The 15,761-nt window shown below is 70.7% G+C and carries 18 protein-coding genes; 11 read left to right on the plus strand and 7 right to left on the minus strand.

The genetic code is table 11. The features are described 5' to 3' along the window. Positions 1–521: 521 nt before the first annotated feature. On the plus strand, positions 522–794 hold the full coding sequence (locus ABZ470_RS16270) for a WhiB family transcriptional regulator (protein ID WP_352013284.1): 273 nt from the start codon (positions 522–524) through the stop codon (positions 792–794). A gap of 27 nt (positions 795–821) precedes the next feature. On the opposite strand, the gene ABZ470_RS16275 is transcribed toward ABZ470_RS16270, so the two are convergent. Continuing rightward, positions 822–1,805, minus strand: a complete 984-nt coding sequence (locus ABZ470_RS16275) for a DUF72 domain-containing protein (RefSeq protein ID WP_362911858.1) — start codon at positions 1,803–1,805, stop codon at positions 822–824. A 180-nt stretch (positions 1,806–1,985) separates the two neighbouring features. Between ABZ470_RS16275 and ABZ470_RS16280 the strand changes: the two genes are divergently transcribed. Together ABZ470_RS16280 and ABZ470_RS16285 are read left to right on the plus strand one after the other, a co-directional pair. Beyond that, positions 1,986–2,981 (plus strand): winged helix-turn-helix domain-containing protein, encoded by a 996-nt coding sequence (locus tag ABZ470_RS16280; protein WP_362911859.1) that lies wholly within the window; start codon positions 1,986–1,988, stop codon positions 2,979–2,981. Between the two features lie 59 nt (positions 2,982–3,040). Next, on the plus strand, positions 3,041–3,325 hold the full coding sequence (locus tag ABZ470_RS16285; RefSeq protein WP_352013287.1) for a DUF427 domain-containing protein: 285 nt from the start codon (positions 3,041–3,043) through the stop codon (positions 3,323–3,325). A gap of 84 nt (positions 3,326–3,409) precedes the next feature. Here the strand turns inward: ABZ470_RS16285 and ABZ470_RS16290 are convergent, their stop codons facing one another. The 3 genes from ABZ470_RS16290 to ABZ470_RS16300 all read right to left on the minus strand — a co-directional run bounded on the left by ABZ470_RS16290 (position 3,410) and on the right by ABZ470_RS16300 (position 5,890). Next, positions 3,410–4,597, minus strand: a complete 1,188-nt coding sequence (locus ABZ470_RS16290; RefSeq protein WP_352013288.1) for an FAD-dependent monooxygenase — start codon at positions 4,595–4,597, stop codon at positions 3,410–3,412. Continuing rightward, on the minus strand, positions 4,594–5,436 hold the full coding sequence (locus ABZ470_RS16295; protein ID WP_352013289.1) for an SAM-dependent methyltransferase: 843 nt from the start codon (positions 5,434–5,436) through the stop codon (positions 4,594–4,596). The genes ABZ470_RS16290 and ABZ470_RS16295 overlap by 4 nt, the downstream gene beginning before the upstream one ends. Positions 5,437–5,584: 148 nt before the next feature. Then, a complete protein-coding gene (locus ABZ470_RS16300) occupies positions 5,585–5,890 on the minus strand; it encodes a hypothetical protein (protein ID WP_352013290.1) in 306 nt (101 codons plus the stop codon). Positions 5,891–6,730: 840 nt separating this feature from the next. Here ABZ470_RS16300 and ABZ470_RS16305 point away from each other — a divergent pair. Further along, entirely contained in the window at positions 6,731–7,591 is an 861-nt protein-coding gene (locus ABZ470_RS16305; protein WP_362911860.1) for a carbohydrate-binding protein, read from the plus strand. A 387-nt stretch (positions 7,592–7,978) separates the two neighbouring features. Here the strand turns inward: ABZ470_RS16305 and ABZ470_RS16310 are convergent, their stop codons facing one another. Further along, a complete protein-coding gene (locus tag ABZ470_RS16310) occupies positions 7,979–8,266 on the minus strand; it encodes a Fe-S cluster assembly protein HesB (RefSeq protein WP_352013292.1) in 288 nt (95 codons plus the stop codon). A gap of 251 nt (positions 8,267–8,517) precedes the next feature. Between ABZ470_RS16310 and ABZ470_RS16315 the strand changes: the two genes are divergently transcribed. From ABZ470_RS16315 to ABZ470_RS16330, 4 genes are all read left to right on the plus strand, one after another. Next, positions 8,518–9,318, plus strand: coding sequence for an alpha/beta hydrolase (locus ABZ470_RS16315; protein ID WP_362911861.1), 801 nt, complete (start codon positions 8,518–8,520; stop codon positions 9,316–9,318). Then, positions 9,318–9,773 carry a transcriptional regulator gene (locus ABZ470_RS16320; protein ID WP_362783896.1) on the plus strand — a complete coding sequence of 152 codons (456 nt, stop codon included), beginning with the start codon at positions 9,318–9,320 and terminating at the stop codon, positions 9,771–9,773. The genes ABZ470_RS16315 and ABZ470_RS16320 overlap by 1 nt, the downstream gene beginning before the upstream one ends. A gap of 126 nt (positions 9,774–9,899) precedes the next feature. After that, entirely contained in the window at positions 9,900–10,898 is a 999-nt protein-coding gene (locus ABZ470_RS16325) for a YafY family protein (protein WP_362911862.1), read from the plus strand. A gap of 64 nt (positions 10,899–10,962) precedes the next feature. Beyond that, positions 10,963–11,529, plus strand: coding sequence for a GNAT family protein (locus ABZ470_RS16330; RefSeq protein ID WP_352013296.1), 567 nt, complete (start codon positions 10,963–10,965; stop codon positions 11,527–11,529). Between the two features lie 326 nt (positions 11,530–11,855). Here ABZ470_RS16330 and ABZ470_RS16335 read toward each other — a convergent pair whose 3' ends face one another. Then, positions 11,856–12,161, minus strand: coding sequence for a DUF1330 domain-containing protein (locus tag ABZ470_RS16335; protein ID WP_362911863.1), 306 nt, complete (start codon positions 12,159–12,161; stop codon positions 11,856–11,858). Between the two features lie 186 nt (positions 12,162–12,347). Between ABZ470_RS16335 and ABZ470_RS16340 the strand changes: the two genes are divergently transcribed. Further along, positions 12,348–13,250 carry a LysR family transcriptional regulator gene (locus ABZ470_RS16340; RefSeq protein ID WP_362911864.1) on the plus strand — a complete coding sequence of 301 codons (903 nt, stop codon included), beginning with the start codon at positions 12,348–12,350 and terminating at the stop codon, positions 13,248–13,250. Positions 13,251–13,323: 73 nt separating this feature from the next. Here ABZ470_RS16340 and ABZ470_RS16345 read toward each other — a convergent pair whose 3' ends face one another. Beyond that, positions 13,324–14,361, minus strand: a complete 1,038-nt coding sequence (locus ABZ470_RS16345) for a hypothetical protein (protein ID WP_362911865.1) — start codon at positions 14,359–14,361, stop codon at positions 13,324–13,326. Between the two features lie 106 nt (positions 14,362–14,467). Here ABZ470_RS16345 and ABZ470_RS16350 point away from each other — a divergent pair, with 106 nt between their 5' ends. Then, positions 14,468–15,322 carry a helix-turn-helix domain-containing protein gene (locus ABZ470_RS16350; RefSeq protein ID WP_362911866.1) on the plus strand — a complete coding sequence of 285 codons (855 nt, stop codon included), beginning with the start codon at positions 14,468–14,470 and terminating at the stop codon, positions 15,320–15,322. Further along, the gene (locus tag ABZ470_RS16355; RefSeq protein ID WP_362911867.1) at positions 15,319–15,726 is read left to right on the plus strand and encodes a VOC family protein; all 408 of its coding nucleotides are present in this window, start codon (positions 15,319–15,321) and stop codon (positions 15,724–15,726) included. The genes ABZ470_RS16350 and ABZ470_RS16355 overlap by 4 nt, the downstream gene beginning before the upstream one ends. Positions 15,727–15,761 lie beyond the last annotated feature (35 nt).

Raw genomic sequence — 15,761 nt, forward strand, 5'->3', positions numbered from 1 at the left:
GACAGTGATATGTCATCGATGGCGCTTTTTTCTGTCTCCGGTGTATCTGGTACTGACATGTCGTAAAAGCGCGACAAACGAGCCCTTTGTGGGAATTGGCGCGCGGATATTTCCCGAAATTTCCGACGAGATCGACCACGTCGATCGCGTCAGGCGGCGTCCCGTACGCCGTGCGAGGCCGGAGATCGTGGCCCGCTCCGGCTGGGAGACGGGTGGAACGTGACCTGTGCCATATCCATGTCGTGGCCGTGTCGTGGTCGTACGGCCGGGCCGACGGGTGCCCTGAGGGCGTTCGGCGGACGGCCCGGGAGGGCCGCCGGCCTCCGGCGGCCGTCATCGGCGGGCGGAAAGGAGCGCGGAGGTTCGGAGATCGTGCCCCTGACGGGCGGCTTCTCAGGGAAATCCGAGGTCAAGACGCCCCGATTTTTCCCCCGAAAAGGTATGAATGTACTTCCTGCGGGCACGCGATCCAGAAGCCGAGCCGCCAACCGTCGAGCTTCCTCACCGTCATTGGATCGCCTATGTCTCTTCAGGGCAACGTCATCCCCATCATCCACTGGTCGCGCCGTTCTCTCTGTCTCACCGAGGACCCCGAACTCTTCTTCCCCGTCTCCACGGAGGGGCCGGGGCGGGAGCAGTACGAGCAGGCCAAGGCCGTGTGCCGCCGCTGCCCGGTGCAGCACCGCTGCCTGGAGTACGCCCTGAACACCCACCAGATGTACGGGGTGTGGGGTGGGACGAGTCCCGACGAGCGCAGGGCGGCGATGACGGCGCCCAGACGCGGGGCCAGGTGACGGATCACGGGAACGGGGCCGTACCCCTCAGCGGGGGCGGCGCCGCGCGGCGGGGTGGGTGAGGACCCCGGCGCGGAAGGAGGGCGCGGCGTCCCCGGCCTGCCGTGACTCCTCGATCAGGGCGGCCAGCCGGGCGGCGGTGCGCTGCGAGGTGTCACCGCAGCAGACGTTGGTGAGCACGTGGGTCGTCTCCGCGCTCCGGGAGAGCGCGAGGATCCGGGAGGCCCACCGCCTGAGCTCGGTCTCGGTGTACCGGTAGGAGAAACGCTCCTCGACGTTCCCGCCCACCCACCGCGACGAGTGGCCGTGCAGGCGGACCACGGCGAGGTCGGAGGTCACGGCCGTCACCGGAGGGATCGAGGAGGGGTGTCCCTGGGGCATGTCGACGCACACGTAGGGGATGTCGTGCTCGGCGAGGAAGCCCAGGGTCGCGGCGCGGCCGGCCCCCTCCATCCAGGTCCGGTTGCGGAACTCGACACAGATCCGCATCGGCGCGCATCGGCGGGCGCATTCGAGGACGCGCCGCCTGCCGTGCTCCCCGGCGGGCAGCCACGGCGGGAACTGGAACAGCAGGGCGCCCAGCTTGCCCGCCTCGTGCAGCGGGGTGAGCGCGCCGAGGAAGCGCCGCCAGACCTCCTCGGCGACCCGCGGGCCGACGCCGTCCAGATAGAGGCGCTCCGGTACCTCGCCGAGCGTGTCCCGCAGGTCCTTGTAGAGCGCCTCGGGGCGGGTCGGATGACCGGTGAGCAGGGAGAACGCCTTGACGTTGAAGACGAAGCCCGCCGGGGTGCGGTCCCGCCAGGCCTGCACGGTCCGCAGTGACGGCGGGTGGTAGTAGGTGGAGTCGACCTCCACGATCGGGAACCGCGAGGCGTACCAGGCCAGTCGCGCGGCCGGGGTCGAGGCCTCCTCGGGATACCAGCCCGACTCCAGCAGCGACCTGTCCGTCCAGGAGGCCGTACCGACCAGAATCCGGCCCGGGCGGGCCGTCCGGTGGATGGCGTGTGTCATGCCCCGCCCCTGCCCCCGCGCCGGCTCCTCTCACCCGTGAGCCGACCGTGCACCGACCGTGAACCACCCGCCCGCCGTTCGAACGCCGTCCGGGAGGCCCTCTGTGCGACCGGTTTACCGAAGTTTCCAGCTTTAGTGAAATGTCGCCGTTTCCGAGGGTCGGTCACTAGGGTTGCCCGGGTGGGGGCGGATACGGGGACACGGGTGTGGAGCGAACTGCGGGTTTCCTCGGCGCCGAGGGTCTCGGTGTCGATCTCGCCGAATCTGACGGCCCTGGCCGTGATCGCCGACGCGCTGGCGGGCAGACGGAGGGGGCTGCCCGAGCGGTGGCGGCGGGTGATCCAGGAGTCGGTCGGCCCGCAGGCACGTGAGGCGGTCAGGCCGCTCGGCGCGCCGGGATACTCGGTCGTCCCCGACAGCGTGGTGCCCCAGACCCCGATCGAGGGCTTCTCCGTCTCCTCGCAGGCCGAGCTGCTGCGCGCGGTACCCGAGGAGCAGCTGACCGCCGACCTCGAACAGGCCTTCGGCGAGCAGGGGGTGCCCGAGCACTGGCGCTGGGCCGCCGACCGGCCGAAACGCTGGCTGGCGGGGTACGCGGCGGCGCTCGGGGACGTGTGGGACGCGACGGGGCCGGTGTGGGCGCGAGCCGCGTCCCTGCTGGACCGGGAGGTCGAGCGGGTCGGCACCGCCGTCGTCAGGGGCGGCCTCGACGTACTGCTGAGCTCCCTGAGCGAGCGGATCCAGTACGGCGAGGACGGGCTGCTGATCGCGGACCTGGAGCCGAGCCGGTACGACCTCGGCGACCGCAGGATGATCCTGGTGCCGATGCTGGCCGGGCGTGACGCCGTGATCGTGAAGCTGGACCACCCCGAGGTGGTGTGGATCGCCTATCCGGTCCCCGGAGCCGAGACGCTGTGGCACGGGCCCAACCCCCGGGCGGCCGACGAGCTGACGGCGCTGATCGGGCCGGTGCGCGCGGCGCTGCTGCACACCCTGGACCAGCCCGCCACGATGAGCGCCCTGGCCGCCGGGGCGGGGATGGTGCCCAGCGCGATCACCTACCACTGCGAGCGGCTGGTCGCGGCGGGCCTGGTCAGCCGCGAACGGCGGGGCCGTGAGGTGTGGATCGTCCGTACCCGCAGGGGTGAGGAACTGCTGGACCTGTTCCGGCACTGAGGCCCGCCGGGGCCGAGGCCCGCGCGATCCGTCGCGAGGGCGTGTGCGAACCTTGGCCCATGGCTACTGCGCGCTGGAACGGCGAGATCATCGCGGAAAGCGACGAGACGGTGATCGTGGAGGGCAACCACTACTTCCCGATCGAGTCCGTCTCCTCCGAGTACCTCAGGCCGTCGGAGACCACCACCGTCTGCGGCTGGAAGGGCACGGCGAACTACTACACGCTGCACGTCGAGGGAGCGGAGAACCCCGACGCCGCCTGGTACTACGCGGACCCGAAGGAGGAGGCCGCCCAGATCAGGGGACGGGTGGCCTTCTGGAAGGGCGTCGAGGTCACCGGCTGAGCCGGCTGCGGGACGGAGCGGAAAAGGAAAGGGGACGGCCGCGGTGCCGTCCCCCTTCCCGTGGCCGGGCGCCGGCGCACCGGTTCAGTGCACCAGTTCGGCCTCGACCTCGTGGCCGTACAGCCAGGCGTTCTGCCGCAGCGGGTCGCCCTTGGCGAAGCCCTCGTCGCGCCTGCGCTGTTCGGGACCGTCGGGCAGGTGGTTGACCACCTCGCGCCCCCGGCTGCCGAGCTGCACCTGGGAGGCTCTCGGCTTGCGGATCTCCTCGTAGCGCAGCAGCGCCCGCGCCGCGGTCTCCGGCGTCGCCTCCCGCAGGCATCCGGCCAGGACCGTGGCGTCCTCGACCGCCTGGCAGGCCCCCTGACCGAGGAAGGGCAGCATCGCGTGGGCGGCGTCCCCGAGCAGGGTCACCCGCCCGTCGGTCCAGCGGTCGAGGGGGCCGCGGTCGTACATGGCCCAGCGCTTGGTCTCCGACGCGGCGGCGATCAGTTCCCCGAGCCGGGGGTCCCACGTCTCGAACTCCCGGGCCAGGTCCTCAAGCCGGCCGTCCGTCGTCCACGACTCGACGCGCCACTCGCCGGCGGGCACGACCGCGACGACGTTGACCAGCCGTCCCCGGCTGACCGGGTAGTGCACGAAGTGCCTGCCCGGCCCGAGCCAGATCGTCTGAGACGGCCTGGTCATCAGGGAGGGGGCGGCGTCGGCGGGGACCAGGCACCGGTAGGCGCACAGCCCGGAGAAACGCGGCGGCGCCTCGGTCACGACCGTGGGCCGTACGGTGGAGTGGATCCCGTCGGCGCCGACGACCACGTCCGCGACGGCCGTGCTCTCCCGGCCCGCCGAGTCGGTGAGGGTCAGCTCGACCTCCCGCTCGTCCTGCCGCAGGCCGGTCAGCCGCCGGTCGAGCCGTACGATCTCCTCGGGCAGCGCCTCGGCCAGCATGGCCAGCAGGTCGGCCCGGTGGGCGACATAGCAGTCGACGCCGTACAGCTTGCGGCACTCCGCCCCCATCTTCTGGGCGAACAACACACTGCCGTCCTGCCAGCGCCGCATCTCCCAGGCGGTCTCAAGGCGTACGGCGAACTCGGCCAGCCGTTCGCCGAGCCCGGCCCTGACCAGGGGGCGCACCATGTTGGGGGCGACGATGATGCCCGCGCCGACCTCACGCAGCTCACCGCTCTGCTCGTAGACGGTCACCTCGACCCCCGCCCGGCTCAGCAGCAGGGCGGTGGTCAGCCCGCCGAGTCCCCCTCCGACGACGGCGACTCTCATCGGGCACCTCCGCTGTTCACAGGCCCCGCCAGACGGCCGAGCCCTCCGTCAACTCTGATTCTGGACGGTCCCCCGCCGGGCAGCGGCGGCAGCCCGTCGTCGTCGGAGCGCCAGTCCTGTACGGGCACCAGCCCCGGGGCGAGCAGGTCGAACGGGCCGAAGAGCGCGCGGACCCGCTCGTGCGGGCGGAAGGTCACCTGCATGGGGGTGTTCGCCGTTCCCGAGGACAGCTGTGCCCGCGCGGCGGGCGTGCTCTCGGCCATGACGTGTGAGAGCGCGAGATGGCTGCCCGGCGCCACCCGCCGGGCGAACTCCTCGACGAGGCCCTCCGGGTCCTCCTCGTCGGTGACGAAGTGCAGCACCGCGACCATGACCAGGCCGACCGGCTCGGAGAAGTCGATCAGCCGGGTGACCTCGGGGTCCTCGACGATGTCACCGGGCCTGCGGACGTCGGCCTGGACGCTCGTCACGTTCTTGCCGCCGGCCAGCAGCACCTCGGCGTGCAGCCGTACGACGGGGTCGTAGTCGACGTAGACCACGGTGGCAGACGGGTCGGTCGCGTGCGCGATCTCGTGCACGCTGGGGGAGGTCGGGATGCCGGTCCCCAGGTCGATGAACTGCCGGACGCCCTGTTCGGCCATGACCTGGACCGCTCTGACCAGGAAGTCGCGGTTGGCCCTAGCCGTCGTCCTGGCGTCGGGGGCGACCGTGAGCAGCCGTTCGGCGAAGGTCCGGTCGACCGCGAGGTTGTCCTTGCCCCCCAGCAGGTAGTCGTAGACCCGCGCCGAGCTGGGCACGGTCGGATCGACCCCCGGGGGAACACGTTCCAACTTGGTCACCGCGACTCCTCCGTCGGCGAAGGCCAGCGCGTTGATCATACTGGTGGAATTACCACTCAGGATGGCTTATCAGGACCAAGTATCCGTTCTCGCTATCCCCTTCCGTACGGCCCCGCCAACGGGCGCGGGCCGTACGGAAAGAGGGTGTTCAGCGTGTCTGGACCTGGACGGAGACGATCTGGTGTGCGGTGATCCAGGTCGAGGAGGTCGTGCCCGCCGGGGCCCATTCGCTGTAGATCGGGATGTATCCGACCTCGGCGAGGAAGTGCTTCTGCAGGACGAAGACACGGTGCTCGCCCGTGCCACCCGAGCAGTAGCTGCTGGCGGTCTGGCCGTTGATCTGGTAGCTGCAACCCGTTGGGGCCGCCGAGGCGCTCGTCGCGGTACCGGTCACCATCGTGGCGGTCAGCAGCGCGGTGGCGCAGACGGCCGAGACCCGGCTTCTGGCGTTCATGCGTGACTCCTGGGGGGTGGGCGTCAGGTGTGCCGCCCGCCTTTCCGGTCCGCGCCGGGGTCGCGGCCTTCCTGGGCGGGCAAGAAGGCGGCCCCCGGGGCGGGGCGCGCCGAAGTCGCCGTCGAAGGCGATTAGATGAGGATGATGTCGCAGGTCAGCGCGCTTATGGTTAGGAAAGTTTCTTTAAAGAAAAGATAAACCGGGTCTTGGGGGGCGTCAATATCCCGTTTGGGGGAGTGCGCGGGCCGCCGTTTTCCTGTCCGGATCGGGGGTCGTGCGGGTCCCCCGGTGACGGTGCCCGGGAGGCGGCGGGTCTTGTGGCGGGTGCCGGTCACATCTGTCCCCCCGCCGCCACGTCTGGGCTGTCCGTCCCCGGATGGCCATCACTTCGGGTGATCCCCCCAGCCTCTTCTCGTGTCCGCGGGAGTCGTGGGGTCGCCGACAAGAAGGATGGAACGGTCTAGAGTGTGCTCTCCAGGCGTAACACCTTGTATGCGGCCAGAAGCAGGGAAGGACGAACGGCTCGGCAGGGCATTACGGACCCGCCGATTCCAGCAATTCGCCCGTGGCCGAAAACGGGCGGCGCGAGATGAAAATCATCCGCGAACGCCTTGACCTGCTCGTTTACTGGAAAAAGGTGCATAGCGTGAAGTTATAGAAAACTGTGGGGTTCAACCCACTCCCGCACGGTGTCAGCTTTGGTCCAGTCCAGGCTGCCTGGTTCGTTCGGCCCGCCCGTGGCGGCATCGCACATCGCCGGTCCCTCACCGGCCTCGTCGGCGCCGTGCGCGGCCGGGAGGAGCGGCCAGGCACGACCCCCCGAAGGCCAAGGAGGCCATTGTGGACGCCGAGAACACCCCCGTCGAGGAATTCGACGAAGAGAATGACACCAGGGGCATCAGCCGTAAGACCCTGCTGAAGGCCGCCATCATAGGTGCCCCGATCCCGCTGCTGATGGGTGGGGTGCCCGCCCTGGCTCGGGACGCCAAGCAAGAGGGCAAGCTGCTCGACCCGACGCCGTTCTGCGGCACCGGCGACCCCGCCACGATCGCTCAGACCGAGGGCCCGTACTTCAAGCCGGGTTCCCCGCTGCGCGACACGCTGACCGGCGCCGGAACGCTGCTGACCGTGAGCGGTTACGTGTTCAACCGCTCCTGCCAGCCGGTCGCCAACGCGCTGATGGACTTCTGGCAGGCGGACAACGCCGGTAACTACGACAACTCCGGCTACACCTTCCGCGGTCACCAGTTCACCAACGCGCAGGGCTTCTACAAGCTGACCACGATCGTGCCGGGTCTGTACCCGGGCCGCACCCGTCACATCCACGTGAAGGTGCAGGCTCCCGGCCGGGGCATCCTGACCACGCAGCTGTACTTCCCGGGCGAGCCGCGCAACAGCACGGACACCATCTACGACTCGCGTCTGCTGATGAACGTCAAGACGGTCGGCTCGGGCAGGGAGGGGACCTACGACTTCGTGCTCAACTTCACGGGCACGCCGCAGACCCCCACGCCCACCCCGACCAACAGCAGCACCCCGACCCCGACCAGCAACCCGGGCGGCACCTGGGCCGCGGGCACGAGCTACGCCGCCGGAGACGTCGTCTCCTACGGTGGCTCGAACTACCGCTGCATCCAGGGCCACACCGCCTACCCCGGGTGGGAGCCGCCGAACGTCCCCGCCCTGTGGCAGCGCGTCTGACGCGCCGGCCCGTCATGACCGGTGTCCGCGTGCGCGCGGCCACCGGTGCCGGATACTCCGGCCGGCGCACCGTGGGGCCGGTGCAGCGCGGACCGGTGGGCGGGACGGCCAGCCGTCCCGCCATGGCGGCGGTCTCCCTCCGCCGCGCGAACCCCGTAGTCACCGTGCCAGGGCGGGCGCTCATCCGGTGACACAGCGGGACGCGCGGGCGGCGGGGGACCGGCGCCGCGTCCGCGGATCGGGTGCCACGCCTGGGCGTGGCACCCGATCCCGTCGTGGTCTTCCCCGGTGCGCCCGGACCCTCCCGGGTCCGCACCCCCTTTTTCCGGGGAACGCCGGGAGGCGGCCCGTCCGTCCAGGACGCGCCTCCCGGCGGCCAGGAAGCGGTCAGCGGTTCTGCTCGGTGACGAGGAAGGCCACGGAGCCCCCCTCGCCGATGTCCGCGTCCAGCGCCTTGTCGTCGAGCATGTCGGCGGCCGCCCGGTCCAGGAAGATCCGGGCCCCGTCCGTCTCGACCACCTTGTCGTCCGTCTCCGGGCCGTTCACGACCGACAGTGTCAGTGAGCCCGTGCCGTCCGCCTGCGAGGCGATCCGGACGCCGGTGTCCTCCGATTCCGCCACCTGAGAACTGAGGTCCCTGATCACCTGGGCAGCGGTGTCCGTCAATGTGAGCATTGTGACTCCTTGTCGGGATCTCGGGTTGATTACTCGCCCTTGCCCGCTGTGAAAGTGCCCAACCTCCTCGCCGGTCGTTATTTCCTCCGCCGTGCCGTACGAGGTCCCGGACGGGAAACCGGTGCCGAGGAGTTCGGCGGCGCTTGGCGACGTTTGGTGGCGCCCTTCACGCGCTCACCCGAACGGACGCCTCGCCGGGTGGTCGGCGAGGGTGGCATCGCTATATTTGCTATATTTAGTACATGCTAAATATGACCGATGCGCTGTCGTTCGACGGGTGTGACCTGCGTTACGGCGACAGCGGCGGTGAAGGGGTGCCGGTGGTCCTCACGCACGGCGCCGGGGCCGACCACGTGATGTTCGACGCCCAGGCCGAACATCTGCGCGTCCGGGGGTTTCGCGTCGTCGTCTGGGACATGCGCGGTCACGGCCTGTCCCAACCGGCCGCCGGCCCGTTCACCGCGGAACGGGCGCTGGCCGACCTGCGCGCGCTCATCGAACACCTGGCGCTGGACCGGCCCGTGCTGGCAGGCCAGTCTCTAGGCGGCAACCTCGGCCAGGCCCTCGTCCGGCGGGACCGCCACCTGGCGCGGGCCCTGATCGTCATCGACTCCGCATGGAACACCGGGCCGCTGTCCTGGGGCGAACGCGTGCTGCTCAAGATGGCCGCGCCGATGTTGCTGGCGCTTCCGGCCAGGCGTCTCCCGGAGCTGATGGCCAACGCCTCAGCGGTCACACCGGCCGCCCGGGCGGACGCGCGGCGCGCCTTCTCCCAGATGCCCAAGGAGGACTTCGTCCAGGTGTGGAAGGCCGCCGTCGAGCTGGTCGTCCCCGATCCCGGCTATCGCACGCCCGTTCCGCTGTGCCTGATCCGCGGCCTGCACGACCGAACCGGCAACATCGCCTCGGCCATGCCCAGATGGGCTCAGGCCGAAGGTGTCGAAGAGATCGTCATCCCTGACGCGGGCCACATGTCCACCCAGGACAATCCGCGAGCCGTCAACGCGGCGATCGAGACGTTCCTCGACACGCTGACCCGTCAGGAGCGGTGATGGACGCCGACAAGCGCGACTCGTTCACCGTCTCGGTGGGTGACCTGCTGGCCTCCTGGAACCTGCCGCACGCCACCGGCCGCGTCTACGGGCTGCTCCTGGTGAGCGAGGAGCCGCAGTCCCTGGACACGATCGCCGCCGAGCTCTCGCTGAGCAAGGGATCGGTGAGCACCGCCGTGCGCCAGCTGGACTCCTGGGGGCTGGCCAGGACCATTCCCCAGCCGGGAAGCCGCAGGCTCCTGGTCGAGGCCGCCGGTGGAATCGCGTCCCTGCTGGAGGCCAGCCACGCGCGCGCCGGGACCCTGATCGCCGCCCTGCGAGAAGGAGAGGACCTGGTCGGCCCCGGTCCCGCGCGACGGCGGCTCCAGGACGTGATCGGCCTGTTCGAAAGTTATGTCGACGTCGGAAACCAGATGCTCACCGCGTACCGCAGGCAGCGGGAACGCCGGCCGTGAGCTCCGGCGGGTCGTCCTCGCCGGACACGTGGGGGAGGGGCACCCGCCCGGGGGACGCAGGGGGACACAGGGGGACATCGGGGACGCCGGGGAACGCTGTGGGGCGGCTGCGGGACAATGGTGCGCATGCGTGCGAGTCGCCTGCTGTCACTGCTGCTGCTTCTGCAGACCCGGGGGCGGATGACGGCCACCGAGCTCGCGGGAGAGCTTGAGGTCTCGATCCGCACGGTCTACCGGGACGTCGAGGCGCTGTCGTCGGCGGGTGTGCCGGTCTACGCCGACCGGGGGCCCGCCGGGGGATACCAGCTGCTGGACGGCTACCGCACCCGCCTCAACGGCCTGACGGCACAGGAGGCCTCCTCGCTGTTCCTCGCGGCGCTGCCGGGGCCCGCGGCGGAACTGGGCCTGGGGGAGCTCGCGGCGAACGCCGAGCTGAAGCTGCTCGCCGCACTGCCGCCGGAGCCGCGTTCTCACGCCACCCGGATGCGCGAGCGCTTCCACATGGACGTCCCCGGGTGGTACCGCGACGCCGACGAGACCCCTTTCCTGGCCGACGTCGCGGAGGCGGTCTGGGAACAGCGGCCGATCCGCATGACCTACCGGCGCTGGGGGCCTCGCGAGGTCGTACGGCTGGCCCAGCCGTACGGCCTGGTGCTCAAGGGCGGGACGTGGTACCTCGTGGCGGCGGCCGACGGGGGAGGCCCGCGCACCTACCGCGTGTCGCGGATCGTGACCGCCGAGATCCTCGACAGCCGCTTCGAACGGCCCGAGGGCTTCGACCTGTCCGCGTTCTGGAGGGACTACTCGGCCGAGTTCCGTGCCCGCATGCACACCGGGCACGCCCTGGTGCGGGTCGCGCCGGAGGCGACGAAGATGCTCCGTTACGCCGTCGGCGCCGAGATCGTCGACACCGCCCTGGCCGACGCGGAGCCGCCGGACGAGCGGGGCTGGACCACACTGCTCCTGCCGACCGAGTCGACCAGGCACGCCCACTGGCTGCTGCTGCGAATGGGCGCGGACATCGAGGTGCTCGAACCGCCCGAGCTGCGCGCCATGATGACCGAGACGGCCGCCGGGCTCCGCGACCTGTACGGTCCCCGGGAGGAGCCCGGAGAAGGCGTCTGAACAGCGGAAACGCCGGGAGGAAAAACCGTCGCCCATCGCAGGGCCGCTGCCCTACTCTGTCCGGATGCCGAAGCCTTTCTCCCCCGCCTTTCCCATTCGCACCGCCCGTCTGATCCTGCGCCCCTTCACCCACGACGACCTGGAGGAACTGCACGTCATCCGGTCGCTGCCCGAGGTCGCACGGTACGTGCCCTGGGAGCCGGGTGACCTGGAGAAGACCGCCAAGGCGCTGGAGGCCAGGATCGGGCAGACGACGCTGACCGAGGAGAACCAGCCGCTCACCGTCGCGGTCGAGGTGGCCGAGACCGGCGAGCTGATCGGCGACGCCATGTTGTTCTGGGTGAGCGAACAGCACCGCTGCGGAGAGGTCGGCTACGTCTTCCACCCCGCCCACCACGGCAGGGGATACGCGACCGAGACGGTCATGGCCCTGCTCGAACTCGGCTTCGACGGCCTGGGCCTGCGCCGGATCATCGGCCGTCTCGACACCCGCAACGAGGCGTCCGCCCGGGTGCTGGAGCGCGTCGGCATGCGCCGTGAGGCCCACCTGGTGGAGAACGAGCTGTTCAAGGGGGAGTGGACGGACGAGTTCGTCTACGCGATCCTGCGGCGCGAATGGGAGTGCCGGTAGGGCCCGTGCGACCAGGTACACCCGTTCAACGGATCTTTCCGTGATCGTCGGGCGTACGTGGTCGTGCACGGCCGGTGCTGATCCGGATTCGTGAGGGTTGCGGCGGCGTGGCCGACCGCTTCACGAGAGAGCCGGACGCCGCGTGCGCCATCCCGGCGCACCCCCGGGCTACTTCGGCGACGGAGGAACCGCAGGTCGAAACCCCTCGAAGTCAGACTCTGAGCAGCCCCGGCGGGGCACACCGCGCCCCGGTCATCGACGCCCGGTGTTCGCTGGACCGATCTGTCGCGTGGGAAGCGGTTCGCCCCGGGCGAGGGCGGGTGTGGTCAGCCGACGCCTTCGACGATGCGGAAGTCGCGCTCGACGCCGTCGGGGAGGGCCACCAGCGCCTTCTGGTACGCCTCGCTCTCGTATGCCGCGACGGCCTGTTCAAAGCTGTCGAACTCGATCAGAACGACGCGTTGCGTGATTCCGGCCTCGTGGGCGACGACTCGACCGCCACGGGACGGCAGGAGGGACAGGTTGCGCCCGCCCCCAGCCTGGACAGCCAGACCGGCCAGCTTGTCGTAGGCGGTCAGCCTCTCAGGGTCGGAGACGGCAGGGTAGACACTGACCCAGTAGCCCTTGGCCATGGAAACCTCCTGTGTTCGGCCGGACACGTCCGACTTCGAATCGGCACTCGGATCGATCGATCCCGGCGGCGGGTACCGCGGTCGGCCGAATCGCCGTACACGCAGGTTAGGGCTTGATGCGCGGCCGAGGGAAAGACCGGTCCGGGATAGACTCAGAACAGATCGTTATCAATCGGCAGGGGGCACATGGCGCCGGACACGGTGAGCCTGCGGTACTTCCTGGTGCTGGCACAGGAGCTGAACTTCACCCGCGCGGCCGCACGGATCGGTATCGCACAGCCCGCGCTCAGCGCCCGGATGCGCCGACTGGAGGCGGAACTCGGTACGGCCCTGCTGGTCCGCAACACGCGTAGCGTCGCGTTGACCACGGCCGGGGCGGCTTTGGCGGAGTCCGCGCCGCCCGCGTTGGCGGCGCTGGACCGGGCATGGGGCACCGCCCGGAGCGCGGCGGCCGGTGAGCTGGGCACGCTGCGCATCGGATACAGCCTCACCGCCGGGGCCGAGACGGCACCGGCCCTGGTGGACAGGCTCATTCGCAGCAGCCCGGGACTCAAGGTCGGCGCGGTCCCGATGGCGACACCGGAGATCTGCCCCGCGGTCGCCGACGGCCGCATCGACGCCGGGATCACCCGCGGTGAACAGCCGGGCCGTGGCGTGCGCCGGTTCCTGCTGCGGCGTGAGCGCGTCGGGGTCCTGCTGGCGCGGCACCATCCGCTGGCCGAACACCCGGAGATCGAGATCGCCGACGCGGCCGCGTATCCGCTGCGACTCCCGGACCGTGCGGCCAACCCCGTGATCTACGATCAGCTGTCCGCGCTGTTCCGAGACACCCGGCCACACCCCCGGTTCCACACGCCCGCGGTCACTGTCGACATGTCTCTGCGCGACCTGCGCGACGGGGTCACCCTCGCCCCGGGCGGAGAAGCCGCGGTCACGGCACAACCGGCCGGTCTCACCTGGCGGCCGCTGCGGGGCGCGCCCAGCCTGACGATCCACCTGGTCCTCCCACGTGAGCCGTCGCCGCTGCACCGCCGCATCCGTGCCGTCGCCAAAACCCTGGCGCACGAACTGCACTGGCTGCCGGACTGACGCGCGAGAGGTCAAGCGAGACGGACGCCTGCGGTGGCGGGGCCGAAGACCTTGCCCCGTCCGCTGACCCGGCTCAGTCCTCGATGCCCGGGTTCGCCGCGAGGACGTGGTCCCTGAGCCGTCTGAGGCGCGGCAGGAAGTCACGGACCCGCAGCGCCCGTTCGCGCAGCCCGGCGGCGGAGCCGACGCCCAGGTCCTCGGTCAGGTCGAGGAAGCCGGGCATGAACGCCTCGGCCGCCCCGGGGCCGCCGTGGGCCAGGATCTTCAGGCAGCGGGCGTAGGTCGCGGCGATCCAGAAGACCGCCTCCCGATGGTGCCCGTGAGCCAGAAGGTCGTGACCGCCGCCGACCGCGATCGGCCGCGCCGCCGCCGTGACGTCCGAGGCGAAGGGGTACGGCGTGGCGGGCCCGGCGGAAGCGGCGTCGAAGGCCCGTGTCATCGTCCCCAGGTGGTGCGCCACGCGTTCCGGGGTCAGATGCGCGCAGCCGAGCAGCGCGAGCAACTCCTCGTGGGCCTCCGGCCTGCCGTACTCGATCAGCAGCGCCCGTGCCGCCAGGTAGCGCAGCCGTACGGTGGGATTGCGCAGCCCCGCGGTGAGCAGGACATGCGTGGTCACACCGGTCGGGAACAGCCAGCCCGTCACCCGGTCGTACGGCGGAGCGGAGACGTCGAGTGCCGCGAGCCCGTCGGTCACCCTGCGCTCGGCCTCCTCGCAACGCCTGACGACCCACCTCCGCCTGGCGTAGTCCCCGGCGGCCGCGGCCCGCAGCGCGGTCAGGGCACCCGTGGGGTCGGCCAGGACCGTCTCTCCCCGCAACGCGCCCGCGAGGTGGTAGGAGGCCAGGATCTCCTCACCTGAGGGCATCGGTTCCCAGCCCAGATAGGTGACTTCGAGCAGGGCCCCGCCGTAGCGGAACTTGCCGGGCTTGCGAGGGGTCCGCCTGGCCGACAGGACGACCATGACGTCGACGTCGGAGGAGGGGGAGAGCTCGGCCTCCGCGGGCAGCCAGGCCGTCGACCCGCTGAGGAAGGCGCCCGCGAAGTCAGGGATGTCCGGGGAGTGTTCGGCGACCCACCGCTCCGCCACCGCTCGTGCCTCTCCAGCGTTCACCGGTTCATCTTATTGATTTACTTTGTAAAGGCGTCGGGTCCGGACAAACCCGTCACAACGGAAACCACAAATAAACTGGCCTTGAGGCCGGGAAGCTGGAGGCGGGATGGAGTTCGTCGTGCAGGCGCCACCGCCTGTTTTGCGGCCCTTTGTCGCGAGCTACACCGGCTATCGGGAGGCGGGGCCGGAGCCGAGGGTGCACCGTGGCCTGCCGTCGCCGTACCTCACGTTGATCGTCACCCTCGACGAGCCGCTCGTGATCGCGGTGCGTTCCGACGGGAGGGCGGGGCCGGAGCGGTACGACGCGTTCGTCGGCGGTCTGCACACCAGCTCGGCGCTGATCACCCATGACGGGCGTCAGTCGGGCATCCAGCTGGCGTTGACCCCGCGGGGTGCGCGGGCGCTGCTCGCCCTTCCCGCGGGGGAGATGGCGGGCGCCGACCTGCATCTGTCGGAGGTCGCGGGAGGCTGGGCGGGGCGGTTGCGTGAGCGGGTGCTCGAAGGCGGGGCCGACGGCTGGGCCGGGCGTTTCGCGGCTCTCGACGCGGAGCTGCTGGCCCGGGTGAGTGTGGAGCGGGTGATGCCGGCCGAGGTGGCGCGTGCCTGGGGGTTGCTGACGGCCTCCGGTGGTACGGCGAGCGCGGCCGAGCTGGCCCGCGCGGCGGGCTGGAGTGGCCGTTACCTGAGCCGGAGGTTCGCCGCGGAGATCGGTCTCCGGCCGAAGGAGGCGGCGCGGGTCGTGCGTTTCGACCGGGCACGGCGGAGGTTGCGGCGGGCGGCGGCGCTGGGGGAGAGGCTGACGCTGGCGGATCTGGCGGCCGGGTGCGGTTACTGCGACCAGGCTCATCTGGCCAGGGAGTTCGGTGCGCTCGCGGGGTGCCCGCCGAGTCGCTGGCTGGCGGAGGAGTTCCGAAACGTCCAAGCCTGGGGTGCCGCGCTGGCGGAAGACTCGGGTTCATGAGCAACAACACTTCACAGCCCCGGGTGTGGCCCATGTTGCGCGCCCGGAATCCTCGTGATCTCATCCGTTTCCTCACCGAGGCGTTCGGTTTCGAGGAGAGCGTGGTGTACGGCGACGGCGAGCGGGTCGACCACGCCGAGCTCTCCTGGCCGCTCGGCGGCGGTGTCATGCTCGGCGGGACGCGCGACGTAGCGGACGATCCGTGTGGGCTGGTGCCGGGTACGTTCGGCGCCTATGTCGTGACGGACGCGCCCGATGAGCTGTTCGCCAGGGCGGTCGCCGCGGGGGCGCGTCCGGTTCGCGAGCTCACGGACACCGACTACGGTTCCCGTGACTTCGTCGTCGCCGATCCTGAGGGCAACCGGTGGTCGTTCGGTACCTACGGGGGGCATGTCGCGGAGTGAGGTGCGGGCCACGGGGTCGTCCCGTGGCCCGCGCG

The sequence above is a fragment of the Streptosporangium sp. NPDC020072 genome, from assembly GCF_040631445.1.
GTDB lineage: Bacteria > Actinomycetota > Actinomycetes > Streptosporangiales > Streptosporangiaceae > Streptosporangium.

Coding starts and splice junctions, on each gene's coding strand:
- ABZ470_RS16270 (WP_352013284.1), top strand. CDS start 522: ATGTCTCTTCAGGGCAACGTCATCCCCATCATCCACTGGTCGCGCCGT.
- ABZ470_RS16275 (WP_362911858.1), bottom strand. CDS start 1,805: ATGACACACGCCATCCACCGGACGGCCCGCCCGGGCCGGATTCTGGTC.
- ABZ470_RS16285 (WP_352013287.1), top strand. CDS start 3,041: ATGGCTACTGCGCGCTGGAACGGCGAGATCATCGCGGAAAGCGACGAG.
- ABZ470_RS16290 (WP_352013288.1), bottom strand. CDS start 4,597: ATGAGAGTCGCCGTCGTCGGAGGGGGACTCGGCGGGCTGACCACCGCC.
- ABZ470_RS16300 (WP_352013290.1), bottom strand. CDS start 5,890: ATGAACGCCAGAAGCCGGGTCTCGGCCGTCTGCGCCACCGCGCTGCTG.
- ABZ470_RS16310 (WP_352013292.1), bottom strand. CDS start 8,266: ATGCTCACATTGACGGACACCGCTGCCCAGGTGATCAGGGACCTCAGT.
- ABZ470_RS16315 (WP_362911861.1), top strand. CDS start 8,518: ATGACCGATGCGCTGTCGTTCGACGGGTGTGACCTGCGTTACGGCGAC.
- ABZ470_RS16320 (WP_362783896.1), top strand. CDS start 9,318: ATGGACGCCGACAAGCGCGACTCGTTCACCGTCTCGGTGGGTGACCTG.
- ABZ470_RS16325 (WP_362911862.1), top strand. CDS start 9,900: ATGCGTGCGAGTCGCCTGCTGTCACTGCTGCTGCTTCTGCAGACCCGG.
- ABZ470_RS16330 (WP_352013296.1), top strand. CDS start 10,963: ATGCCGAAGCCTTTCTCCCCCGCCTTTCCCATTCGCACCGCCCGTCTG.
- ABZ470_RS16335 (WP_362911863.1), bottom strand. CDS start 12,161: ATGGCCAAGGGCTACTGGGTCAGTGTCTACCCTGCCGTCTCCGACCCT.
- ABZ470_RS16340 (WP_362911864.1), top strand. CDS start 12,348: ATGGCGCCGGACACGGTGAGCCTGCGGTACTTCCTGGTGCTGGCACAG.
- ABZ470_RS16350 (WP_362911866.1), top strand. CDS start 14,468: ATGGAGTTCGTCGTGCAGGCGCCACCGCCTGTTTTGCGGCCCTTTGTC.
- ABZ470_RS16355 (WP_362911867.1), top strand. CDS start 15,319: ATGAGCAACAACACTTCACAGCCCCGGGTGTGGCCCATGTTGCGCGCC.